The 22,864-nt window shown below is 70.8% G+C and carries 20 protein-coding genes and 1 riboswitch; of the genes, 15 read left to right on the top strand and 5 right to left on the bottom strand.

Going from position 1 to position 22,864, the window contains the following annotated elements:
- Positions 1-61: 61 nt before the first annotated feature.
- Positions 62-178, top strand: a riboswitch (SAM riboswitch).
- Positions 179-323: 145 nt separating this feature from the next.
- Positions 324-1,700: an aminotransferase class V-fold PLP-dependent enzyme gene (locus OHU89_RS15160; protein ID WP_405643133.1), complete on the top strand. Its 1,377-nt coding sequence runs from the start codon at positions 324-326 to the stop codon at positions 1,698-1,700.
- A gap of 63 nt (positions 1,701-1,763) precedes the next feature.
- Positions 1,764-3,968: a protein kinase domain-containing protein gene (locus tag OHU89_RS15155; protein ID WP_405643131.1), complete on the top strand. Its 2,205-nt coding sequence runs from the start codon at positions 1,764-1,766 to the stop codon at positions 3,966-3,968.
- Here OHU89_RS15155 and OHU89_RS15150 read toward each other — a convergent pair.
- Both OHU89_RS15150 and OHU89_RS15145 read right to left on the bottom strand, forming a co-directional pair.
- A complete protein-coding gene (locus OHU89_RS15150) occupies positions 3,965-4,246 on the bottom strand; it encodes an Lrp/AsnC family transcriptional regulator (RefSeq protein WP_046261229.1) in 282 nt (93 codons plus the stop codon). The two genes, OHU89_RS15155 and OHU89_RS15150, sit on opposite strands and share 4 nt — an antisense overlap.
- Positions 4,243-4,983 (bottom strand): rhomboid family intramembrane serine protease, encoded by a 741-nt coding sequence (locus OHU89_RS15145; RefSeq protein ID WP_405643129.1) that lies wholly within the window; start codon positions 4,981-4,983, stop codon positions 4,243-4,245. The genes OHU89_RS15150 and OHU89_RS15145 overlap by 4 nt, the downstream gene beginning before the upstream one ends.
- A 163-nt stretch (positions 4,984-5,146) precedes the next feature.
- On the opposite strand from OHU89_RS15145, the gene OHU89_RS15140 reads away from it, so the two are divergent.
- The 5 genes from OHU89_RS15140 to OHU89_RS15120 all read left to right on the top strand — a co-directional run bounded on the left by OHU89_RS15140 (position 5,147) and on the right by OHU89_RS15120 (position 10,498).
- Entirely contained in the window at positions 5,147-5,386 is a 240-nt protein-coding gene (locus OHU89_RS15140; protein ID WP_037719539.1) for a hypothetical protein, read from the top strand.
- Positions 5,387-5,423: 37 nt separating this feature from the next.
- Entirely contained in the window at positions 5,424-6,767 is a 1,344-nt protein-coding gene (locus tag OHU89_RS15135) for an NYN domain-containing protein (RefSeq protein ID WP_405643127.1), read from the top strand.
- A gap of 210 nt (positions 6,768-6,977) precedes the next feature.
- On the top strand, positions 6,978-8,012 hold the full coding sequence (locus tag OHU89_RS15130) for an NlpC/P60 family protein (RefSeq protein ID WP_405643126.1): 1,035 nt from the start codon (positions 6,978-6,980) through the stop codon (positions 8,010-8,012).
- Positions 8,013-8,261: 249 nt separating this feature from the next.
- The gene (locus OHU89_RS15125) at positions 8,262-9,275 is read left to right on the top strand and encodes an NlpC/P60 family protein (RefSeq protein WP_405643125.1); all 1,014 of its coding nucleotides are present in this window, start codon (positions 8,262-8,264) and stop codon (positions 9,273-9,275) included.
- A gap of 32 nt (positions 9,276-9,307) precedes the next feature.
- Positions 9,308-10,498: a hypothetical protein gene (locus OHU89_RS15120; protein ID WP_405643123.1), complete on the top strand. Its 1,191-nt coding sequence runs from the start codon at positions 9,308-9,310 to the stop codon at positions 10,496-10,498.
- On the opposite strand, the gene OHU89_RS15115 is transcribed toward OHU89_RS15120, so the two are convergent.
- Positions 10,474-11,016: a PadR family transcriptional regulator gene (locus OHU89_RS15115; protein WP_266893525.1), complete on the bottom strand. Its 543-nt coding sequence runs from the start codon at positions 11,014-11,016 to the stop codon at positions 10,474-10,476. The two genes, OHU89_RS15120 and OHU89_RS15115, sit on opposite strands and share 25 nt — an antisense overlap.
- A 90-nt stretch (positions 11,017-11,106) precedes the next feature.
- Between OHU89_RS15115 and OHU89_RS15110 the strand changes: the two genes are divergently transcribed.
- Complete coding sequence (locus tag OHU89_RS15110; protein ID WP_405643121.1) at positions 11,107-12,399, top strand: MATE family efflux transporter; 1,293 nt, start codon at positions 11,107-11,109, stop codon at positions 12,397-12,399.
- On the opposite strand, the gene OHU89_RS15105 is transcribed toward OHU89_RS15110, so the two are convergent.
- Positions 12,360-13,595, bottom strand: coding sequence for a glycosyltransferase 87 family protein (locus OHU89_RS15105; protein WP_405643119.1), 1,236 nt, complete (start codon positions 13,593-13,595; stop codon positions 12,360-12,362). The two genes, OHU89_RS15110 and OHU89_RS15105, sit on opposite strands and share 40 nt — an antisense overlap.
- Before the next feature lie 157 nt (positions 13,596-13,752).
- Between OHU89_RS15105 and OHU89_RS15100 the strand changes: the two genes are divergently transcribed.
- Positions 13,753-14,895: a glycosyltransferase family 4 protein gene (locus OHU89_RS15100; protein ID WP_405643117.1), complete on the top strand. Its 1,143-nt coding sequence runs from the start codon at positions 13,753-13,755 to the stop codon at positions 14,893-14,895.
- 83 nt (positions 14,896-14,978) lie between these two features.
- Positions 14,979-16,565: a GMC oxidoreductase gene (locus OHU89_RS15095; protein ID WP_405654503.1), complete on the top strand. Its 1,587-nt coding sequence runs from the start codon at positions 14,979-14,981 to the stop codon at positions 16,563-16,565.
- Positions 16,566-16,584: 19 nt separating this feature from the next.
- On the opposite strand, the gene OHU89_RS15090 is transcribed toward OHU89_RS15095, so the two are convergent.
- Positions 16,585-18,381, bottom strand: coding sequence for an AMP-dependent synthetase/ligase (locus OHU89_RS15090; protein WP_405643115.1), 1,797 nt, complete (start codon positions 18,379-18,381; stop codon positions 16,585-16,587).
- 311 nt (positions 18,382-18,692) lie between these two features.
- Between OHU89_RS15090 and OHU89_RS15085 the strand changes: the two genes are divergently transcribed.
- The 5 genes from OHU89_RS15085 (at position 18,693) to OHU89_RS15065 (ending at position 22,800) form a co-directional block, all read left to right on the top strand.
- Complete coding sequence (locus OHU89_RS15085; RefSeq protein ID WP_266893533.1) at positions 18,693-19,490, top strand: metallophosphoesterase; 798 nt, start codon at positions 18,693-18,695, stop codon at positions 19,488-19,490.
- A 104-nt stretch (positions 19,491-19,594) separates the two neighbouring features.
- Positions 19,595-20,038, top strand: coding sequence for an SRPBCC family protein (locus OHU89_RS15080; RefSeq protein ID WP_405643112.1), 444 nt, complete (start codon positions 19,595-19,597; stop codon positions 20,036-20,038).
- Positions 20,039-20,058: 20 nt separating this feature from the next.
- Positions 20,059-21,237, top strand: a complete 1,179-nt coding sequence (locus OHU89_RS15075; RefSeq protein ID WP_405643111.1) for an ArsA family ATPase — start codon at positions 20,059-20,061, stop codon at positions 21,235-21,237.
- A gap of 57 nt (positions 21,238-21,294) precedes the next feature.
- A complete protein-coding gene (locus tag OHU89_RS15070) occupies positions 21,295-21,792 on the top strand; it encodes a DUF5304 domain-containing protein (RefSeq protein ID WP_405643109.1) in 498 nt (165 codons plus the stop codon).
- Positions 21,793-21,846: 54 nt separating this feature from the next.
- The gene (locus tag OHU89_RS15065) at positions 21,847-22,800 is read left to right on the top strand and encodes an ROK family glucokinase (protein WP_266828183.1); all 954 of its coding nucleotides are present in this window, start codon (positions 21,847-21,849) and stop codon (positions 22,798-22,800) included.
- Positions 22,801-22,864: the final 64 nt, after the last annotated feature.

Here is a 22,864-nt window from a genome sequence, read left to right as displayed (position 1 = left end):
CGTCCCGCGATCCGGACACGGGTTGCGGGACGACGATCACATCGCGTACGTTCTTTGACCAGGTCATGAGTGACAGTCATGAGGCCCCGGCCGACTGTCCGGCAACCCTCCGTCCGTGGCGGGGTGCCCCGGGTGAAGACCAGGCCGTAGGCAGCGAGGTCTACGGCAAGCGCGGGCCCCTCTCGAATCCAGGGGTCCTGGTCGTTCGAGGGAGTCTTCCGTGAGCAAGCGAATGCGATAGGGCTGCCGAGCCCCGCCTCCGCGCACCCTTTTCCTCACCCCCGCATGTCCTTCTTCGGCATGCTCTCTCACGGGAGTTCCCCATGTCTGTCTCCACCGCTGCCGCCGCCCAGACCATTTGTGCCCCACTGTCCGTTCTGGGCAGCGATGTCACCGTCCCGCTCGTCACCGGCGGAGAGGTCACCTACGCGGCCCTCGACTACGCGGCCAGCGCGCCCGCCCTGCAGCGCGTGTGGGACGACGTGGCGGCCTACGCCCCGTACTACGGCAGCGTCCACCGCGGTGCCGGCTACCTCTCGCAGCTTTCGACGGACCTCTTCGAGAACGCCCGGAAGACGATCAGCGAGTTCCTGGACTGCCGCGCCGACGACCAGCTGATCTTCACCCGCTCGACCACGGACTCCCTGAACCTCCTCGCCCAGGCCCTCCCCGCCGACTGCCAGGTCTTCGTCTTCGAGACCGAGCACCACGCGAGCCTGCTGCCCTGGAAGGACGCCCGGGTCACCTACCTCGACGCCCCGCGCACCCCGCAGCAGGCCGTCGAGACCCTGGAGCAGGCCCTCGCCGCCCGCACTGCATCCATTCAAGAGGGCTACGGCCCGGCCCTGGTCTGCGTGACCGGCGCCTCCAACGTCACCGGCGAGCTGTGGCCGGTGCGTGAGCTGGCCGCCGCCGCCCACGCGCACGGCGCCCGGATCGTCCTGGACGCCGCCCAGCTGGCCCCCCACCACCCGGTCTCCGTGCAGGACCTGGACGTCGACTGGATCGCCTTCTCCGGCCACAAGCTGTACGCGCCCTTCGGCTCCGGTGTCCTCGCGGGCCGCGCCGACTGGCTCCGGGCCGCCGACCCCTACCTCGCCGGCGGCGGCGCGAGCCGCAAGGTCACCCGCCGTGAGGACGGCGGCGTGGACGTCGAGTGGCACGAGACCGCGGCCCGCCACGAGGCCGGGTCCCCGAACGTGATCGGTGCCTACTCCATCGCGTCGGCCTGCAAGGCGCTCACCGAGGCCGGCTTCGACACCCTGGTCGCCCGTGAGCAGCACCTGATCGAGAAGGTGAAGACAGGCCTCGCCGAGGTCCCGGAGGTCCGGATCCTCTCCCTCTTCGGGGACGACGCCCCGCGCGTCGGCGTGATCTCCTTCGTCGTCGAGGGCTGGAACAGCTCCCACTTCGCCGCCGCCCTCTCCGCCGAGTACGGCATCGGCGTCCGCGACGGCCTCTTCTGCGCCCACCCCCTCGTCCGCACCCTCCTCGGCAGCGACCCCCAGACCCAGGGCGAGTGCGGAGCCCCGGAGGCCGCGCCCGGCGAGAAGTCCCTCAACGCGATCCGGGTGAGCTTCGGCGCGGGGACGCCGGACGAGCACGTCGAGCGCTTCGTGACCGCCGTCAAGGAGCTCGTCCAGGACGGCGCGAAGTGGAAGTACCGCACGGAGGACGGCCGTTGCGTCCCGGCGGTCTGACCTGCTGACGGGCCTGCTATACCCTGCCTCCTCGACAGGTTCACGCCGACGGGGGAGCAGGAAGTGCAGGTGCTGCGCGCGACGGACCCACGCAGGATCGGCCCGTACGAGGTGCGGGGCCGGCTCGGCTCGGGCGGCATGGGCGAGGTCTATCTCGCCGAGTCACGGGCGGGACTGCGCCTTGCGGTGAAGGTCGTGCGGTCCGAGTACGCCCAGGACCGCACCTTCCGCGCCCGGTTCCGGCAGGAGGTGCGGGCCGCGCAGACGGTCGGCGGGACGGGGACGTACACCGCGCGCGTGGTCGACGCCGACCCCGAGGGCGAGCACCCGTGGATGGCGACGGAGTTCGTGGAGGGCCCGAACCTCAGGGACGCGGTGCTGGACGGCGGGGCGCTGCCGGAGCCGGCGGTACGGGTGCTGGCGGCGGCGCTGGGTGAGGCGCTGGGCGCGATCCACGCCAAGGGCATGGTCCACCGGGACCTCAAGCCCTCCAACATCCTGCTCGCGCCGGACGGCCCCCGGGTCATCGACTTCGGGATCGTCCGGGCGCTGGAGGCCACGGCGATGACCCGCACGGGCGCGATCGTCGGCTCGGTCGGCTATGTCTCGCCCGAGCAGATCCGCAACGGTGGCCAGGTCGGCCCGCCGAGCGACGTCTTCGCCCTGGGCGCGGTGCTGGCGTATGCGGCGAGCGGCCGCGAGCCCTTCGGTGAGGGCCAGGACTCGGTGATCCTGCTGCGGGTGCTGACCCGGGACTTCGACCTGAAGGGCGTCCCGGAGGGTCTGCTGGCGCTGGTGGAGTCCTGTCTGCGGGACGAGCCGGAGGAGCGGCCGACGCCGGAGGCGGTGGTCGGGGCCGTGGGGCATACGGCGGGAACGCTGCGGGAGAGCGTACGGTCCGGCTGGTTCAGGGCCGCCTCGGCGGAGTCCGTCGCGGTCAAGGGTGACGAACGGTGGCTTCCGCAGGGGGAGTCGGGGGAGCGGGAGAGCCGGGTCGAGTACGTGGCGCCGGTGACGGCGACGGACACGCCGGTGCCGGATGTGGCGGTGCCCGACGTCCCGGCGGAGACCGTGGTCCCCGGTCCCTCGCCCTCGCGGCGTGGGCTGCTGAAGGCCCTCACCGGCGGGGCCGTGGTGGCTGCCGGGGGCGGGGTCGGCGGGTGGCTGTGGCTGCGGGACTCCGGGAACGAGGGGCGCGAGACGGGCGGGGCTACCGCGCCGGACAAGGCCTCGACTTCCGGCAAGCCGGGGGCGAAGGTCCGGTGGCGGTACTCGGCCGCCAGGCCGAGCGCTTCGCAGGGCCCCCTGGGGACGGTGTCGCCCGATGGGAAGGTGCTCTACGTCCCGATGGCCGACGGGACTCTGCGGGCGATCGCAGCGGACGGCAAGGAACTCTGGAAGCGCGACTTCGGCAACATCGCCACCCTCACCGTGTCGAACCCGGTGGTGACATCGGACGGCCTCTACACCGTCGTCAGCGATGTCGAAGCGGGTGCCCCCGTCTCCTCGTTGCTCGCGCTGAACGCGGGCGGGACGCAACGGTGGAGAAAGTCCACACCCAGCGGGGGCTATGTCACCAATCCGGTGCTGGTCGGGGATCTGGTGGCCGTCGGCTACGCCGTGGCCGACCTCGAAGGCGCCGGCGAGATCCGTGCCTACGACGCGGGCGGCGAGAGCCGGTGGAACACCGGGCTCCAGGGATCCCCGCACGCCGAGCTCCTGGTGGCGGACGACATCCTCTACGCGCCGAGCTTCGACAACCATCTGCACGCCCTCGCCGGCGCCGACGGCGCGGAGCTGTGGAAGGCCAAGGTGAACGGTGACGTCGACCGGCCGGCGGTGACCGGGGGCGTGGTGGCCGTCGGTACGGGCGACGAGGCGGGCACCTTGTTCGGGATCGGCGCCGACGGCCTACGGGTGTGGGTGGAGAAGGGGCTCGGCAGTGCGTTCGTCACGGCCGGCGGCTCGGACGACGTGGCGTTCCTCGGCATCGAGCCGGAGGGGCAGGTCCTCCTGGCGATCGACAAGGACGGGCAGCGGCTCTGGGAGTACCGCCCCGGGGACTTCTTCTCGGAGCCGGTGCCGGCCGGAGAGCTGATCTACCTGCTGACGCCCACGCAGGTCCATGTCCTCACACGGGCCGGCAAGTTGAGCTGGAAGGTGGAGGTCGGCGCCCTCCAGTACGGAACGGCGGCCCCCGTTCTGCACGGGAACCGCCTCTACACCGCCTCCAGCGAGGGCATCACCGCCCTCGACGTCACCGCCTAGCTGTCGAGCCCGATCGCGAACGCGGCCTCCAGGTCGTGCTGGGAGTACGTGCGGAAGGCGACGTGGGTGTCGGTGCCCTCGACGCCCGGGATCTTGCTGATGCTGCCGGGGATGACCTCGGCGAGGTCCTCGTGCTGCTTGACCCGGACCATGGCGATCAGGTCGTAGGTGCCGGTGACGGAGAAGACCTCGCTCACGGAGTCCAGGGCCGCGATCGACTCGGCGATCTCGGGGATCCGGTCCACGCTGGTCTTGATGAGGACGATCGCGGTGATCACTGCTGGTTCTCTCCCTCGGGGGCCGGAGCTGGGGCGGTCTTCACTCTAGTGGCACGGCCGAATCGCACCCACGCGAAGGTGAAGCCCAGGCCGAAGCCCACCAGGTGCGCCAGATACGCCACCCCCGGGCCGTGCGACGCCTGTCCCGCCGCCAGCCACTGCAGGGTCGCCCAGAAGGGCAGCACGACCCAGGCCGGGAAGCGCAGAGGGAGGAAGAAGAGGAACGGGAGCAGGCTTGTCACCCGGGCCCCGGGGAACAGGTAGAGAAACGCTCCAAGGACCGCGGAGATCGCCCCCGAGGCGCCGACCAGCGACTGCTCGGAGTCGGCGTTGGCGGCCGCGTAACCCAGGAGGGCGAGATAGCCGCAGCCCAGGTAGAAGAGCGTGAACTGGATGCGGCCCATCCGTTCCTCGGTCAGCACGCCGAAGACATAGAGGAAGAGCATGTTGCCGAGGAGGTGGACCCAGCTGCCGTGGACGAAGAGCGCTGTCGCCGGGGTGAGCACGGCTCTGGCCGAACCCTCGAACAGTTCTGCGGGGACCACGCCCCAGCGGTGGAAGTAGGCGCGCTGGGCGGCCAGCAGCGCGTCGCCGGCGCCGTACGCCGGATTGAGGCCCGCCGCCGGGCCGATCACGAAGAGCGCGCAGCACAGGGCGATGAGGCCGTAGGTCATCGGCGCCGACCGCCACAGCGATCTGCTCGCCCGGCCGGCCACCACGCTCCAGTTGCTGATCATGAACACAGAGCATGACGTAACGGGACGCAAGCCGACAGACCGCCTCGCCGCCATGGACGGACCAGCGGCGAGTCCCCGCCAGGCCGTAGGGTTACGGCCACACGCGCCGGGAGACCGGCGCGTCACGGACAATAGAGACCTAGAAGGAATGAGCACAGTCACGATGACGGTTCCCCTGCCGACCGCCTCGACGCGGTGGCGCTGCACCCTCTGTGGCAACCTCACGCGCTTCGATGTGACCCGCTCGTCGAAGGTCGTCGAGTACGTCCACCTCGACCTCGCCGGTGAGCCGAAGGTCGAGGAGCGCGAGGTGGTCAGTGAGACCATCGAGTCGGTGCGCTGCCGCTGGTGCAATGCCGTGGATCAGGTGGAACTCGTGGACAGGCCGGGCGCCGGCTCCTGAGGGAGCGGGCCCCGCGGAACGGTTGGGGTGTTGACGGATGGTGGAGAGCGCAGGCGGGGGGCCGGGCGACGGCGCCGCTGAGGTGCTCGACCGTCCGCTGCCCGACGGCGTGCGCCGCCGGGTCGTACAGATCGTGTCCGACGGCTTCGGCGGGCTGACCGTCGGCGAACTGCCCGCACAGCTCAGACAGTACGCGCGGTTCGCGCCCAACCGGCGGGCCAAGTTCGCCGGTAACGCGATGGCCGCGGCACTGGAGACCGATCCGCTGTTCCGGCAGCGGATCGGGGAGAAGTTCAGAGAGACCCAGCCGGAGCTCTCCGGCGCCCTCGACTCCGGCTCACCGCCCCCGGCCGCGGATCCGCTCGACGTGGCGGCCGCGGCCTATGTGCTGCGCCCCACCGGCTGGGTGAAGCTCGTGACGGCCGCCGGCGAGGAGGCCCAGCGGGCCGACGCCGAGCGCGCCGACGAGGAGAGCCGCGCCGAGCTGGAACGACTGCGCGAGGAGCTCGCGCACGCGCGCGAGCACACCCGGACCGAGACCGAGCGGCTGCGCACCGAGCTGGAGTCGGCGAAGAAGGAAGCCGAATCGCTGCACCGGAAGCTGCGCGCCGCCCTCAGTGACGTCAAGCGCGGCGAGGCCGCCCTGCGCAAGATCCAGGGCGAGATCGAGACCGTACGCGCCGAGGGGCAGACCCAGGTCTCCGCCGCCGAGGTCGAGTCCCGGCGGCTCAAGGGCCGCCTGGGCGAGGTCGAGGCCGCCCTCGAGGCCACCCGCAGGGCGGCCCGCGAGGGGCGCAGCGTCGAGGACATGCGGGTACGGCTGCTTCTGGACACCGTGCTCGACGCGGCCCAAGGGCTGCGCCGGGAGCTGGCGTTGCCGCCGGTGTCCGTACGGCCGGCCGAGACCGTCGATGCGGTCGAACCGGGACGAATGACCCCGAAGGACATCGCGGCGCGGGCCCTGTCCGAGAACGACCCCGCGATCCTGGACCAGCTTCTCGCCCTGCCGCAGGCGCACTTGGTGGTCGACGGCTACAACGTCACCAAGACCGGCTATCCCCAGATGCCCCTGGAGAAGCAGCGGCTCAGGCTGCTCGGTCAGCTCTCGCAGCTCGCCGCTCAAACCGGGGCAGAAGTGACGTGTGTCTTCGACGGGGCCGAGCTGGCCGCGCCGGTGCTGCTCGCGCCGCCGCGCGGGGTGCGGGTGCTGTTCTCCAAGCCCGGTGTCACCGCTGATGAGTTGATCCGTCAGCTGGTGCGCGCCGAGCCGCCGGGGCGGCCGGTCATCGTCGCCTCCACCGACCGCGAGGTCGCCGACGGGGTGGCCAAGGCGGGGGCCCGGCCTGTCGCTTCGGCGATGCTTTTGAAACGACTGTCCTGATCGTTTAACTTCCAGGTTTAATGTCCGAATTGGCGGAATCGTCACGCAACGTAGCGTCAATCGAGCATTACTGCTCGTGAGTTGTATGTAAAGAATGCAGTCTGTGACGGGTTTTTTCTCGTGAGGATTTGAACTGATCACAAGAAGGTCACTAGGGTCTGGGCTCGAACCTCCGAACGGGTGATCACTCACAAGAAGGAGCTCACCTCCGTGGCGTCCCACCGTCGACCCAAGCAGCCGAGCCGCACGCGCGTGACCGTGCTGACCACAGCTGCTGCCGCTGCAGTCGCTCTGAGTGCCAACGCCGCCAACGCGGCGCCGAGCGAGAAGCCCAGCAAGGACGAGGTCAAGTCCAAGGTCGACAAGCTCTACGAGGAGGCCGAGCAGGCCACCGAGAAGCTCAACGGCGCCAAGGAGAAGCAGGAGAAGCTCCAGAAGGAGATCTCCACGATCCAGGACAACGTCGCCCGCGGCCAGGAGGAGCTCAACGACCTCCGGGACTCCATGGGCCTGGCGGCGGCCGCCCAGTACCGCACGGGCAGCATCGACTCCTCCCTCCAGCTCTTCCTGTCGTCGAACCCGGACGACTACCTGGACAAGGCATCCACCGCCGACCAGCTCAGCGCCCAGCAGGTCGACGCGCTGAAGAAGATCCAGGAGAAGCAGCGCGAGCTCGCCCAGGAGCGCTCCGAGGCCTCCGAGAAGCTCAAGGACCTCTCGAGCACCCGCACCGAGCTGGCCAAGAAGAAGAAGGAAGTCCAGGGCAAGCTCGGCGAGGCGCAGAAGCTCCTCAACACGCTGACGGCCGCCGAGAAGGCCGCCATCGCCGCCGAGGACGCCCGCGCCAGCCGCTCCGCCAGCGAGCGCGTCGACCTCGGCAACTCCAGCGCCGCCTCCGGCCGTGCGGCGGCCGCCTTCTCGGCCGCCCAGAGCCAGCTCGGCAAGCCGTACGTCTACGGCGCCACGGGCACCGCCTCCTACGACTGCTCGGGCCTGACCTCCTGGGCCTACGCCCAGGCCGGTGTCGGCATCCCGCGCACCTCGCAGGCCCAGGCCAGCTACGGCACGAGGATCTACAGCCAGTCCGACCTCAAGGTCGGCGACCTGGTCATCTTCTACGGCGACCTGCACCACGTCGGCCTCTACGCGGGCAACGGCCAGGTGATCCACGCCCCGCGCACGGGCACGGTCGTCCGCTACGAGTCGATCGGCAACATGCCGTTCCAGTTCGGCGTCCGGGTCTGAGCCCCGTAGGCCTCGTACTCCTTCAAGATCGCGACACCGTGCCGCCCGTTCGGGCGAATCGCCACAACGTGAACTGACCCCACGCCCCGCCCATGACCTGCGTCTGTGGCGGGGTGTCACGTTGTGTGCCCGCGGAGGTCGTTGGTCGCCGCCCGGTCACAGGGTTACTGTCGGCCGCGTTTCCCCCTGAGCGCCTTCTGCTCGGGCGGGGAAGGTCCTTGTCCGCCAGCGGAAGGAGTGCGGCTTCCCGTGGGGTCCCATCGCCGCCTTGTACCGTCCGGGTTCGACCGGGGCGCGTCCGCCGCGCTCTGTGTCCTGTCAGCCACCGCCGCGGCCCTCGGAGCCGTACCGGCGTCGGCCGTGCCGCACGACGACACCCGTGCCGAGGTGGACCGTCTCTACGAGCAGGCCGAGCAGGCCACCGAGGCCTACAACAAGGCCGACGAACGCGCCGACACCCTCCGCAAGCAGGTCTCCATCGCGCAGGACCGGATCGCCCGGCAGCAGGAGCGCATCAACTCCATGCGGGAGGCGCTCGGTTCGCTGGCCGGCGCCCAGTACCGCGCCGGCGGCCTCGACCCCTCCCTCGCCCTGCTGTTCTCCGACGACCCGGACGACTACCTCGACAAGGCCGCCGCCCTCGACCGGATCAGCGCCCACCAGGCCGGTGAGCTCAAAGACCTCCAGGAGGCCATGCGCGAGCTCACCCAGGAGCGCGTGGAGACGGCCGGGCAGCTCTCCGAGCTGGAGAAGAGCCGCAAGGCGGTGGCGACCCACAAGCGGACCGTCGAGAAGAAGCTCGCCAAGGCCCGTGAGCTCCTCAACTCCCTGCCGTCCGCGGAGCGCGCCGCCTACGACCGGGCCTCGCGGTCGGGCCGTGCGGACATGCCCGACCTCGGCAGCGCGGTCCCGCCCAACGCCCGGGCCGGTGCCGCGGTCGCCGCCGCCCGCGGCGCGCTCGGCAAGCCGTACGTCTGGGGTTCCACCGGCCCTTCCGGGTTCGACTGCTCGGGCCTGATGGTGTGGTCGTACCGCCAGGCCGGTGTCTCGCTGCCGCGCACCTCGCAGGCCCAGCGCCACGTCGGCCGCCAGGTCCCGCTCTCCCAGGCCCAGCCCGGTGATCTGGTCACCTACCGGTCGGACGCCAGCCATGTCGGGATGTACGTGGGCAACGGCCAGGTCATCCACGCGCCCTACCCCGGCGCACCGGTGCGCTACGACCCGGTGGGCATGATGCCGGGGGCGACGGTCACCAGGGTCTGACCAACGCCTTGCCGCCGCCGTACGATCGGGAAATGGCTGGTCGAAGGCGGGCGTCGAAGCACGGTGTCGTGGCGCTGTGCCTGCTGCTGGTCTCCTTGGTGGGATGCGGCGGCAGGCCCGCCTCCGACACCGCCAGGGCCGATGTCCAGCGGCTCCTGGACCGGCGCTCGGCCGCCGTCCTGGACCGGGACCGGGCGGCTTTTCGCAGGACGGGTGACCTGGACTGGTTCGAGAACGCCCGTGGTGTGCCGTTCGCGGCCTGGTCGTACCGTCTGACCGCCCTGCACCGCGACGGGGCCACCGCCACCGCCGAGGCCGAACTCGACTACCGGATACAGGGCTACGACAACGCACCGGTCAGCGTCGGCCGCACCCTCACGCTGAGCCTGGACGCGGGCGGCCAGTGGTACGTGGACACGGAGAAGCCCGCCGAGAAGTCCGCCGAGCAGCTCTGGGACCAGGGCGAGGTGGCCGTCGTGCGCGGCGAGCACAGCCTCGTCCTGGGCGCCGAGCAGTCGACCGAGATCCTGCACTCCTTCGCCGATCTGGCGGACCATGCCGTTCCGGCCGTCTCGGCGGCCTGGGGCACCGACTGGTCCCGGCATGTCGTCGTCCTCGTACCGAACTCCCTGGACGGCATGGCGGCGCTGCTCGGCTCGCCCGCCTCCTCGTACCGCGGGATCGCGGCCGTCACCACGGGCGAGACGGGCTCCCCGGCGAGCGCGCCCGCGGACCGGATCATCGTCAACCCCGACGCGTACGGCGTCCTCGGCGATGTCGGCAAGCAGGTCGTGCTCACCCACGAGACCACGCATGTCGCCACCCGCGCCCACACCAGCGCCGCCACGCCCCTGTGGCTGTCCGAGGGGTACGCCGACTTCGTCGGCTACCTCGGCTCCGGCCGCTCGCCCGCGCAGGCCGCCCCCGAACTCTGGCGGGCCGTGACCGACGGGCGGGTGCCGGCGACGCTGCCCGAGGACGCGGACTTCGGCTTCAGCGGCAACGCGACCGAACTCGCGCAGGCCTACGAGAGCGGCTGGATGGCGTGCCGGATGGTCGCGGACCAGTGGAGCGAGCCGAAACTGCGGGAGTTCTACCAGGCCGTGGGTGCCCGCAAGGAGCGGGCCGGGGCGGTCGAGGACGCGCTGGAGCGGGTCCTGGACACGGACCTGGACGACTTCACCGCGCGGTGGCGGGACTATCTGCGCGCTCGGCTGGGCTGACCGAGCTTCTCGATCGCCTCCGTCAGCCAGGCGTGCTCCGCCGCCCCGGTGGCCCGCGCGACTCGCAGCATCCCCGCCCGGAACAGGTCGTCCGTCTCCTCCGCGCGGACCGGCTCCCCACCGTCGTAGAAGAAGCTCGTGGGCGCGTTCAGGAAGTCCAGGCGGCGGCGGAGCACCTCGGCCTGCTCGTGGCGGTCCGGCAGGTGTCGTAGGAACGACAGGACCGTGTTGAAGCGGACCTGGTCGGTGATCTCGGCCTGCTTGGGGTGGCGCAGGCGCTCCAGCAGGTCCTCGCGGCCCTCGTCGGTGAGGGAGAGGATGCGGCGCGGGGCCGCGCTCGCGCCCGGCTCCTCGTGCTGGTCGAGCTTGCCGGCCTTGATCAGGCGCGTGATCGCCGGGTAGAGGGCGCCGTCGCTGACCGGTCGGACATGGCCGCTGAGCGCCTTGATGCGCTCCTTCAACTCGTAGCCGTGCAGGGGCTCTTCGGCCAGGAAGCCCAGGATCGACAGCTCCAGCACCGTGGTTCCTCCTTGCGGGTGTCGTGACACCATGCTACCTCTTATCGAGCTACCTCGATTAGAGGTAGCTCGATAAGAGGGGGTCCACCCGTGAACAGTCATCGCAGGCAGCTCATAGCCCTCGCCCACCCCGTCTACTTCTCGCTCCTCGCCTCCGTCACCGCCGGGATCATCAACACCGTCTGGGTCTCCCGGCTCGGCGGCCCGGCCGTCGCCGCCGTCGCGGTGGCGACCAACACCGAGAACGTGCTGCTCGGCGTCGCCCTGGTCTTCGGCTCCGGTACGACCGTGCTGGTCGCGCACGCCCGGGGCGCGCGGGATCCGGGGGCCGTGCGGGCGGCCGTGCGCGGGGGCTGGGCGGTGTTCGGGGCGATCACGCCGCTGGTGGTGGCGGGTGGGTTCCTGCTGCGGGAGCCGCTCGCCCGGCTGGTCCTCGGCGGGGGCGAGGCGCTGCCGCTGGCGGTCGGGTACTTCGCGGTCTCGATGCCGGGCGTCGCCGTGTTCTTCGCCCAGCAGCTGGTCGACGGGATCCTCAAGGGCGCGGGGGACACGAGGACCCCGATGCGGCTGGCCCTGCTCGCCAACGGGCTGATCCTGGTCTGCGACCCGTTCCTCATCCACCTCTACGGCGTCCAGGGCGCCGCCGCCTCGACGGTGCTGTGCCGGGGCGTGGCGTTGGGGGTGGGACTGGTGGCGCTGCGGCGGAACGCGCTGCTGCGCACCGCCGCCGGGCCCGGGGTGGCCTTCCGGAGGACGCTGCGCACGGGGCTGCCCATGGCCGCCGACTTCACCGTGCGGCAGGGCGGGGCGCTGGTGCTGGTCGCGATCGTGGCGCGGCTGGGGGTGACGGCGGTGGCCGGGTACTCGATCGCGTACAAGGTCATGTACGTGGCCACCATGGGCTTCTACGCCGTACGCCAGGCCGCCTCCATCCACACCGCGCATCTGCTGGGCGCCGGGCGGGACGCGCGGCGGGCGATCGGGCGGCAGGCCGTGCTGGTCTCAGGAGGGTTCGCGCTGGGGGCCGCCCTGCTGCTGGCCCTGACCGCCCCGTGGATCATGGCCGCCTTCGGCGCCGGACCCGGCGTCGCTCACGACGGAGTGCTCTTCCTGCGCTGTGTCGGGCCCTATCTGCTGCTGATGGCCTGCTTCATCGCGCTCGGCGGGGTCTTCGAGGGCAGCGGAGGGGCGCCGGTGCTGCTGCGCGTGACGCTGCTCGGCACGGCGGTCCAACTGCCGCTGGCGTACGGGCTGTCGGGGCTGGGGCTGCCCGGTGTGTGCCTGGCGCTCGCGCTGTCCATGACGCTCCAGTGCGCGGCGGTCGCCCTGCTCGCGGCCCGGCGTCAGGAGGTGACCGAGGTCTCTGTCGTCCGGGCGGCCTGAGTGGGCACGGACGGCTCGGTCTCGGGCGACACCGTCGAGCGCCACAGCTCCACGGCCGCGAGGACGGCCGCCACGACCAGCAGGCCGTTGCGGATGAACAGCAGGGTGACGCCGAGGCCGTCGCTGGCGACGACGTTGCCGAAGTAGACCGGGAACTCCAGCACCGTCACGAAGGACGCCACCAGCACGATCAGGGCGGGCACCCCCATCCGGCTCGCCCGGAAGCACAGGCACACGGCCGCGAGACCGATCAGCCACACCATGTACTGCGGGCTGATCACCCGGCTGGTCGTGGTGAACATCAGCACCGCCACGAAGGCCGCGTCGGCCGCGGTGTGCGCCTCGAACCGGGTGGCCGTCAGCCGCCACAGCAGCAGCCAGCCGAAGGCGAGACCGGTCAGGGCGAGGGCGGCCGTGCTGACGATGTTGACCCAGGGGCCGAGGAACTCGACCGAACCGTAGTTCAGCAGCACCTGGCCGTCCCAGCCGTACTGCCGGGCCACATGGAAGACGAGGGAGCCCAGCGACTCCACCTCGGTGCCCCGGTCGGCCTGGAAGGTCAGGAAGGCGAAGGCGCCGGGCATGGCGACGGAGAACAGGGCCGCGAGGCCGGCCGCGGTGACCGCCGTCGCCATCCAGGTGCTCCGCCTGCGGACGGCGACCAGCAGCAGCACCGGCCACACCTTGAGCATCGCCCCGAAGCCCACGAGAACGCCCGCCACGCGGGGGTGCCGTGCGCCCGCGAGCAGCGCGGCCACCGCGACGGCGGTGACCATCACGTCGTAGCGGGCGTAGACGGTCGGCCCGAGCAGCGGTACGCCCACCACCCACACCCAGGCGCCGCGCAGCGAGCGACCGGGGCGCAGGCCCGCGTACAGGAGCAGGGAGAAGGCGACCAGGTCGGCGAGGAAGGCGAGGACGAAGAACGCCGTCGCGTACGGGAGGAAGGGCAGCAGCCCGGGGGAGAGGATCGCGAGCGCGGCGGCCGGCGGGTACTGCCAGGTGACGTCGTCCAGCGGGAACGTGCCGGTGCGCAGGACGTCGTACCAGCCCTGGTAGATCACGGAGACATCGCTGGTGACGTCCGGGCCGGGGAAGACGAAGACCTTGAGCACGAACAGGAGCAGCAGCAGCCGCGTCAGCCCCCAGGTCACCAGCAGTCCGGCCGGAGACCGCCTCGCACCCGCAATGTCCACCGGAGCCCCTGTTCGCCCGTCGTCGTTCTGAGGTTGCCACTCTTGAGATGGCCATGATGTCCCGTCCACCTGTGTGCTTGCCATAAACGCGGCCGCGCCGAGCCGCGGGCGGGCCTTGGAGCAGGGTGGGCGGGTGCTTTGGATAGGGTCGGCGGCGATGCACAAGACCCTGATCGTGACGAACGACTTCCCGCCCAGGCCGGGCGGTATCCAGGCCTTCCTGCACAACATGGCGCTGCGGCTCGACCCGGAACGGCTCGTCGTCTACGCGTCCACCTGGAAGCGCGGCCGCGAGGGCGCCGAGGCTACGGCCGCCTTCGACGCCGAGCAGCCCTTCACCGTCGTACGCGACCGTACGACGATGCTCCTGCCGACGCCCGCGGCCACGCGTACGGCCGTCGGACTGCTGCGGGAGCACGGCTGTACGTCGGTGTGGTTCGGGGCGGCCGCGCCGCTCGGGCTGATGGCGCCCGCGCTCAGGAAGGCCGGGGCCGAGCGGCTGGTGGCCACGACCCACGGGCACGAAGCGGGGTGGGCCCAGCTGCCCGCCGCGCGGCAGCTGCTGCGCCGGATCGGGGAGGGCACGGACACGATCACCTACCTCGGCGAGTACACGCGGTCGCGGATCGCCGGTGCGCTGACGCCCGAGGCGGCCTCGCGGATGGTGCAGCTGCCGCCGGGGGTGGACGAGAAGACCTTCCATCCGGGGTCGGGTGGCGATGCCGTGCGGGCCCGGCTCGGGCTGACCGACCGGCCGGTGGTCGTGTGTGTCTCGCGGCTCGTGCCGCGCAAGGGGCAGGACACGCTGATCCTGGCGATGCCGCGGATCCTCGCCGCCGAGCCGGACGCGGTGCTGCTGATCGTCGGCGGGGGGCCGTACGAGAAGGAGCTGCGCAGGCTCGTCGCGGAGACCCGGGTCGCCGACTCCGTCCGCTTCACCGGTGCGGTGCCCTGGTCCGAGCTGCCCGCGCACTTCGGCGCCGGGGACGTCTTCGCCATGCCCTGCCGGACCCGTCGGGGCGGGCTGGACGTCGAGGGGCTCGGGATCGTGTACCTGGAGGCGTCGGCGACGGGGCTGCCGGTGGTCGCGGGGGACTCGGGCGGTGCCCCGGACGCCGTACTGGACGGCGAGACCGGCTGGGTGGTGCGGGGCGGCTCGGTGGAGGAGACGGCCGAGCGCGTCGTCGTACTCCTCGCGGACGCGGAACTGCGGAGCCGGATGGGGGAGCGGGGGCGGGAGTGGGTCGAAGAGAAGTGGCGATGGGATCTGTTGGCGGAAAAGTTGAAGACGTTGCTATAGCCGGAATCGGATAATCCGCCGATGCTGCGCGCATGACAGCAAAACTGATGCAGCGTCAGCTGACGAGACGTCACATACTGGGCATGGCCGCCCTCCAGACGGCCGCCGCCGCAGGTCTCACCCGCATCGGTCTCCAGTCGGCACAGGCCGTAGAACCGGCCGCCGTCGACAACGCCCCCGCCATCGTGGTCGGTTCGGGCTACGGCGCCGCCGTGGCCGCCCTCCGCCTCGGTCAGGCGGGCATCCGCACGATCATGATCGAGATGGGCCGGCTCTGGAACACCCCCGGCTCCGACGGCAAGGTCTTCTGCTCCACCGCCAACCCGGACCAGCGCTCCATGTGGTTCCGCACCCGCACCGAGGCGCCGCTGGCCACCTTCCTGTGGCTGGACGTCGTCAACAAGGACATCGGTCTGTACCCGGGCGTCCTGGACCGGGTGCGCTTCGCCAACATGTCCGTGTTCGTGGGGCGGGGTGTCGGCGGCGGCTCCCTGGTGAACGGCTGCATGGCGGTGACCCCGCTGAAGTCGTACTTCGCCGAGCAGTTCCCGACCGTCGACGCCGACGAGATGTACGGCACCTACTTCCCGCGCGCCAACTCCATGCTCGGCGTCAACACCGTCGACCCCACGTGGTTCGAGTCGACGGAGTGGTACCGGTTCTCCCGCATCTCCCGCAAGCACGCCCAGAACACCGGCCTGAAGACCACCTTCGTGCCCAGCACCTACGACTTCACGTACATGCAGAAGGAGGCCGCCGGCACGGCGACCAAGTCGGCTCTCGCGCAGGAGGTCATCTACGGCAACAACCACGGCAAGAGGAGCCTCGACAAGACGTATCTCGCCGCCGCGCTCGGCACCGGCAACGTCACGATCAACACCATGGAACGGGTCAGGGCCGTCAGCCGGGCGAGCGACGGGACGTACGTGCTGACCGCCGACCGCATCAACGACGCCGGCACGGTCGTCGAGACCAAGCAGTACAGCTGCACCTACCTCTTCCTCGGCGGCGGCAGCCTCGGCACCACCGAACTCCTCGTCCGGGCCCGGGACACGGGCACCCTGCCCGCCCTGGACGCGAGCGTCGGCGCCGGCTGGGGACCCAACGGCAACACGATGCTCGGCCGGGCCAACCACCTGTGGGACACCGTCGGGGCGAACCAGTCGACCATGCCGGTCATGGGCATCGACGACTGGGCGAACACCGCCAACCCCGTCTTCGCGGAGATCGCTCCTTTACCCACGGGACTGGAGCACTGGGTCAGCCTCTATCTGGCGATCACCAAGAACCCGCAGCGCGCGACGTTCACGTACAACAGCGCCACGGGCGGCGTGAACCTCGGCTGGACCGCCGCGCAGAGCGCCGTGTCCTCGGGCATGGCCAAGAAGCTCTTCGACCGGATCAACTCGGCGAACACCACGATCTACCGGACCGACCTGTTCGGCTCGACCAACCGGACCTTCGCCGACGACTTCACCTACCACCCGCTGGGCGGCTGTGTGCTGGGCAGGGCGACCGACAACTACGGGAGGGTGAAGGGGTATTCGAGGCTGTACGTCACCGACGGCTCGCTCGTGCCCGGATCGATCGGGGTGAACCCGTTCGTGACGATCACGGCGCTCGCCGAACGGACGATGGCGCGGGTCCTCGTGGAGGACACCGCGCCATGACGTTCTTTCAGAGGGCCTGCTACTTCTGGTAGATCGCCTCGACCTCGTCCGCGTAATCCTTCGCCACCACGTTGCGCTTGAGCTTCAGGGACGGCGTCAGGTGGCCCGAATCCTCCGTGAACTGGGAGGAGAGAATGCGGAACTTCCGCACCGATTCCGCCTTCGACACCGCGGCGTTGCCGTCGTCGATCGCGGCCTGGATCGCCGCGTTCAGATCCGGGTCGTCGACCAGCGACGCCGCGGTGACACCCGCCGGCTTGCCGTGCTCGGCCGCCCAGCGGCCCAGGAACTCCTCGTCGATGGTGATCAGCGCGCCCACGAACGGCCGCCCGTCGCCCACCACCATGCACTCCGCGACCAGCGCGTGCGCGCGGATGCGGTCCTCGATCACGGCCGGGGCGACGTTCTTGCCGCCCGCGGTGACGATGATCTCCTTCTTGCGGCCGGTGATCCTGAGGTAGCCGTCCTCGTCGAGGGTGCCGATGTCACCGGTGTGGAACCAGCCGTCGGCCAGCGCCTCCTCGGTCGCGCCCGGGTTGTTCCAGTAGCCCGTGAACAGGTGCTCGCCGTGCAGCAGGACCTCGCCGTCGTCGGCGATCCGGATCACCGAGCCGGGCAGCGGCTGGCCGACCGTGCCGATCTTCTGGCGGTCCCAGGGGTTGAAGGCGGTGGCCGCACAGGACTCGGTCAGGCCGTAGCCCTCCAGGACCGTGAAGCCGATGCCGCGGAAGAAGTGACCCAGGCGCTCGCCCAGCGGGGCGCCGCCGGAGATGGCGAACTCGCCCTTGCCGCCCAGGACCGCGCGCAGCTTGCTGTAGACCAGCTTGTCGAAGGTCTTGTGTTTGATCTTCAGACCCAGCGACGGGCCCGACGGGGTGTCCAGCGCCTTGCTGTACGCGATCGCGGTGTCGGCGGCCTTGTCGAAGATCTTGCCCTTGCCGTCCGCCTGCGCCTTGGCCCGGGCCGAGTTGTAGACCTTCTCGAAGACGCGCGGGACACCGAGGATCAGGGTCGGCCGGAAGGAAGCCAGCTCGTCGGTGAGGTTCTTGATGTCCGGCACGAGACCGAGCTTGATCGGCGCCATCATCGGCGCGACCTGCACGAGCCGTCCGAAGACGTGCGCGAGCGGCAGGAAGAGCAGGACCGAGCAGTCGCCCGTGCGGAAGAGCGGGCGCAGGCGTTCCACGATGTTCCCGCACTCGGCGAAGAAGCTGCGGTGGGTCAGCACACAGCCCTTGGGACGGCCGGTGGTGCCGGACGTGTAGACGATGGTCGCCGGGTCGTCGGCCTTGGCGAGCGAGCTGCGCTCCTCGACGGCGGCGTCGCTGATGTCCTTGCCGAGCCGGCCCAGCTCCTCCACGCCCCCGGCGTCGATCTGCCAGATGTGCTTCAGAGCGGGGAGCCCGTCGCGCACCGACTCGACGGCGGTCACGTGGGAGTCCAGCTCGACGACGATGGCGGTGGCGCCCGAGTCGGAGAGGATCCACTGGACCTGCTCGGCCGAGCTGGTCTCGTACACCGGCACGGTGATCGCGCCCGCGCACCAGATCGCGAAGTCGAGCATCGTCCACTCGTAGCGGGTGCGCGACATCAGGCCGACACGGTCGCCGGGCTGGACGCCGGAGGCGATGAGCCCCTTGGCGGCGGCGTGGACCTCGGCCAGGAAGGTCGTGGCGGTCACGTCCTCCCAGACACCGCCCACCTTGCGGGCGATCACGGCGACGTCGGGATGCTGCGCGGCGTTTCTACGGACGATGTCCGTGAGGTTGCCGTCCGCAGGGACCTCGTACAAAGCCGGAAGGCTGAACTCGCGCAAGACTGCTGCTCCTCATAGGGCGCCGGCGCCACGACGTTGTGCGATGCGACGGTGCGGTCCAAGGCTCGGGCAGGTGCTCGGGATCTTCAGTGGTTGCGCCACTTGTTGAAATCCTGAGCACGACTGGACTGCCCGGACGTTACCCGCCGGTATGGCGTCTCCGACAGGGGGGTCCGGCGAGATGTTCGCTGCGTCACACAGATTGGTGCTTCTTTTCGCGCACAGTAGTCCACCCATTTGATGACTAGCCAGTAACCGCAGGCCCCGTCGCCACTGTTCACGTATGCCGCACACGCCTACCCTTGATCGCCATGGCACCCACACCGGCCGGTAACCGGAGGACACGCGTACATGTGGTCAGCGACGTGCACGGCAACGCCCGTGACCTGGCCAGAGCCGGCGAGGGTGCGGACGCCCTGATCTGTCTGGGTGACCTGGTCCTCTTCCTCGACTACGCCGACCACTCGCGCGGCATCTTCCCAGACCTGTTCGGAGCGGAGAACGCCGACCGCATCGTCGAACTGCGCACCGCCCGCCGCTTCGAGGAGGCCCGCGAGTTCGGCGCCCGACTGTGGGCCGGCATCGGCACCGACCGGGCGGCCGCGATCGAGAAAGCGGTACGCAAGCAGTACGCCGAGATGTTCGCGGCCTTCCCGACACCGACGTACGCCACCTACGGCAATGTCGACATGCCACCCCTGTGGTCCGAGTACGCCGGACCGGGCACCACCGTGCTGGACGGCGAGCGGGTGGAGATCGGGGGACGGGTGTTCGGATTCGTGGGCGGCGGGCTCAGGACACCGATGCGCACGCCGTACGAGATCAGCGACGAGGAGTACGCGGCGAAGATCGAGGCGGTCGGCGAGGTCGACGTGCTGTGCACGCACATCCCGCCCGAGGTGCCGGAGCTGGTCTACGACACCGTCGCGCGCCGCTTCGAGCGGGGCAGCCGGGCGCTGCTGGACGCGATCCGGCGCACCCGGCCCCGGTACGCCCTGTTCGGGCACGTCCATCAGCCGCTGGTGCGGCGGATGCGGATCGGGGCGACCGAGTGCGTGAACGTGGGGCACTTCGCGGGGAGCGGCAGACCCTGGGCCCTGGAATGGTGAGTGGGCGGTGAAGTCGGGCGCTCACGTGCGCGGTAGCCTTCACGCTGCACACACGTGCGCAGCACGACCTGCCCTACCGGCCCGCATCTGGAGGAGCCACAGCGATGGCGGAACACACCAGCTCGAGCATCACGATCGAGGCGGCACCGGCCGATGTCATGGGGGTGATCGCCGACTTCGCCCGCTATCCGGACTGGACCGGTGAGGTGAAGGAGGCGGAGGTCCTCGCGACCGACGCCAAGGGGCGTGCCGAGCAGGTGCGGCTCGTCATGGACGCGGGGGCGATCAAGGACGACCAGGTCCTCGGATACACGTGGACCGGTGAGAACGAGGTCTCCTGGACGCTGGTGAAGTCCCAGATGCTGCGCTCGCTGGACGGGTCGTACATCCTGAAGCCGGTGGGCAGCGGGTCGACCGAGGTCACCTATCTGCTGACGGTCGACGTCAAGATCCCGATGCTGGGGATGATCAAGCGCAAGGCCGAGAAGGTCATCATCGACCGGGCGCTGGCCGGGTTGAAGAAGCGGGTGGAGTCGGGGGCGAAGTAGGGGGACTACCGTTCAGTCCCATGCGCACCCTCCTGATCACCGGGCCTGGTGGTAGCGGTCGTACGACCGTTGCGGCCGCCACCGCTCTCGCCGCCGCCCTGTCCGGCGTTCGCACGCTCGTGCTGAGCGCCGATCGCACCGACAGCCTCGGCGCGGTGCTCGGAACGGCGACCGGGCCCACGCCCGTGCAGGTCCGTGAGGGGCTCACCGCCTGGCGGCCCGACGCCACCGCCGGGTTCCGGGACGACCTCGCCGCCTTCCAGGAGCGTGCCGCCAACGTTCTCGATCTTCTCGGTGCTTCCCGGCTGGACGCCGAGGAGGTCACCCCCCTCCCCGGCGCCGAGGAACTGACCCTGCTCCGCGCCTTGCGCGACGCGGCCCTCGCCGAGCGGCACGACCTGCTCGTCGTGGACCTTCCGCCCACGCCGCAGGCGCTCGCGCTGCTCGCCCTGCCCGAGGAACTCCGCCGCTATCTGCGCCGTCTCCTGCCGCCCGAGCGACAGGCGGCCCGTGCGCTGCGGCCCATGCTCGGACGGCTGGCCGGGGTGCCGATGCCCTCGGAGTGGCTGTACGAGACCGCGGCGCGGTGGGACACGGAGCTGGCCGCGGTCGAGGCGGTCGTCAAGGACCGGAACACCGTCGTACGGCTCGTCGCCGAGCCCGGCCCTGCGGGCGCCGACGCCGTGCGTTCCGCCGGCCTCGCCCTCGCCCTGCGCGGTCTGCGCCCCGATGTCCTGGTGGCCAACCGGGTCCTGCCCGAGCAGGCGCAGGACACCTGGCTCGCCGGTCTCGCCGCCCAGCAGCGCAAAGCGCTGGAGGAGTGGCAGGAGACGCACGCCGTACGACCGGTCCGCCACCTCGGCCACGACCCGCGCGGCACCGACGACCTCGCCGCCCTCACCGTCCCCGGTGTCGACGACGCCACCTCCGCCGTCGAGTGGTCCGTCGCCGACCGCCTCGCCGACGACGGTGTCAGCCGGGTCTTCGTATGGCACATCCCGCTCCCCGGCGCGATACGCGACGAGCTCGACCTCATCCGGCGCGGCGACGAAATCGTGGTCACCGCCGGGCAGTTCCGCCGTATCGTGCCCCTTCCCTCAGCCCTGCGTCGCTGCACCGTCGCCGGCGCCGCCCTGCGCGACGGGGAGCTGTGCATCCGGTTCGCGCCTGACCCCGACCTCTGGCCGGAGACACGGTGAACGTGGTACGCCCATTCGGGTAACGTCGTAGGGACGAACCGCAGTCAGGAGTCCGTCATGAGCGAAGAGCTCCCCCCGTCAGACGCCGTCGGTCGTGAGGCTGTCGACGAGGTGCGGGCCACCGACGCCGACGCCTGGTCGACGGCCTGTGCCGAGGACCTCGCAGCGGAGAAGGCCCGCCGTCGCGCCGAGTACGGCCAGCCCGCGGGCTCGGCCGCCGAGGAACTGCTCAAGCTCGTCGACGCCGTCACCGACAAGCTGTCCTCGCTCCAGTCGCCCCTCTTCGGAGCGGTCGCAGGACCCGCCGCCCAGCAGGTGGTGCACCAGGTCGTCCAGCAGGCCAAGGCCGCCGTCGAGCCCGTCATCGAGCGCAACCCGGACGTCTTCGACCACCTGGCCGCGGCGGGCACCGAGCTGCTCGCCGCCTACCGCTCCGCCGTCCAGGCCCAGGAGCAGCGCTGGACCCAGCGGACCGCCGATCCGAAGGCCCCGGAAGAGCCCCGCCAGGACCGGGGCGACGACTCCGGCCCGGGCGAGCGCATCGACCTGGACTAGAGCGCCCTCGGGTACGGTGGGCCGTAGCGGGGCTCGACCGAAACTGAGGGATTCATGGGACTCACCATCGGCGTCGATATCGGCGGCACGAAGATCGCGGCCGGCGTGGTCGATGAGGAAGGCAACATCCTCTCGACCCACAAGGTGCCGACCCCGGGCACGCCCGAGGGCATCGTGGACGCCATCGCCTCCGCGGTGGACGGCGCGCGTGCCGGGCACGAGATCGTCGGCGTGGGTATCGGCGCGGCCGGTTACGTCAACCGGCAGCGCTCGGAGGTCTACTTCGCACCCAACATCGACTGGCGCAACGAGCCGTTGAAGGAGAAGGTCGAGGCCCGCGTGGGCCTCCCCGTCGTCGTCGAGAACGACGCCAACGCGGCCGCGTGGGGCGAGTACAAGTTCGGCGCCGGCAAGGGCCACCGCAACGTCATCTGCATCACGCTCGGCACCGGCCTCGGCGGCGGCATCATCATCGGCAACAAGCTGCGCCGCGGCCACTTCGGTGTCGCCGCCGAGTTCGGCCACATCCGGATGGTCCCGGACGGCCTGCTGTGCGGCTGCGGCTCGCAGGGCTGCTGGGAGCAGTACGCGTCGGGGCGTGCGCTGGTGAGGTACGCCAAGCAGCGTGCCAACGCCACCCCGGAGAACGCCGAGCTCCTCCTCGGCCTCGGCGACGGCAGCCCCGACGGCATCGAGGGCAAGCACATCTCCATGGCCGCCCGTCAGGGCGACCCGGTCGCCGTGGACTCCTACCGTGAGCTCGCCCGCTGGGCCGGCGCCGGCCTCGCCGACCTCGCCTCCCTCTTCGACCCGTCCGCCTTCATCGTCGGCGGCGGCCTCTCGGACGAGGGCGAACTGGTCCTCGACCCGATCCGCAAGTCCTACAAGCGCTGGCTGGTCGGCGGCAACTGGCGCCCGGTGGCGGACGTGATCGCGGCCCAGCTGGGCAACAAGGCCGGACTCGTGGGCGCGGCGGACCTGGCGAGGGAACCCGACCCGATCATGTAATCGGGGGCAGGGTGACCCACTCAGGGGCGCGGGGAACTGCGCGACAAGCCACGACGATCCGGCA

This window comes from Streptomyces sp. NBC_00019 (genome assembly GCF_045041015.1).
GTDB lineage: Bacteria > Actinomycetota > Actinomycetes > Streptomycetales > Streptomycetaceae > Streptomyces.
Note: the sequence above shows the minus strand (reverse complement) of the source record. Positions and strands in the feature narration are given on the sequence as shown.

Bases quoted from the DNA above. Each gene is read 5' to 3' on its own strand.
- OHU89_RS15160 (WP_405643133.1), top strand. From the start codon at position 324: ATGTCTGTCTCCACCGCTGCCGCCGCCCAGACCATTTGTGCCCCACTG.
- OHU89_RS15145 (WP_405643129.1), bottom strand. From the start codon at position 4,983: ATGATCAGCAACTGGAGCGTGGTGGCCGGCCGGGCGAGCAGATCGCTG.
- OHU89_RS15140 (WP_037719539.1), top strand. From the start codon at position 5,147: ATGACGGTTCCCCTGCCGACCGCCTCGACGCGGTGGCGCTGCACCCTC.
- OHU89_RS15135 (WP_405643127.1), top strand. From the start codon at position 5,424: ATGGTGGAGAGCGCAGGCGGGGGGCCGGGCGACGGCGCCGCTGAGGTG.
- OHU89_RS15120 (WP_405643123.1), top strand. From the start codon at position 9,308: ATGGCTGGTCGAAGGCGGGCGTCGAAGCACGGTGTCGTGGCGCTGTGC.
- OHU89_RS15100 (WP_405643117.1), top strand. From the start codon at position 13,753: ATGCACAAGACCCTGATCGTGACGAACGACTTCCCGCCCAGGCCGGGC.
- OHU89_RS15095 (WP_405654503.1), top strand. From the start codon at position 14,979: ATGGCCGCCCTCCAGACGGCCGCCGCCGCAGGTCTCACCCGCATCGGT.
- OHU89_RS15085 (WP_266893533.1), top strand. From the start codon at position 18,693: ATGGCACCCACACCGGCCGGTAACCGGAGGACACGCGTACATGTGGTC.
- OHU89_RS15080 (WP_405643112.1), top strand. From the start codon at position 19,595: ATGGCGGAACACACCAGCTCGAGCATCACGATCGAGGCGGCACCGGCC.
- OHU89_RS15075 (WP_405643111.1), top strand. From the start codon at position 20,059: ATGCGCACCCTCCTGATCACCGGGCCTGGTGGTAGCGGTCGTACGACC.
- OHU89_RS15070 (WP_405643109.1), top strand. From the start codon at position 21,295: ATGAGCGAAGAGCTCCCCCCGTCAGACGCCGTCGGTCGTGAGGCTGTC.
- OHU89_RS15065 (WP_266828183.1), top strand. From the start codon at position 21,847: ATGGGACTCACCATCGGCGTCGATATCGGCGGCACGAAGATCGCGGCC.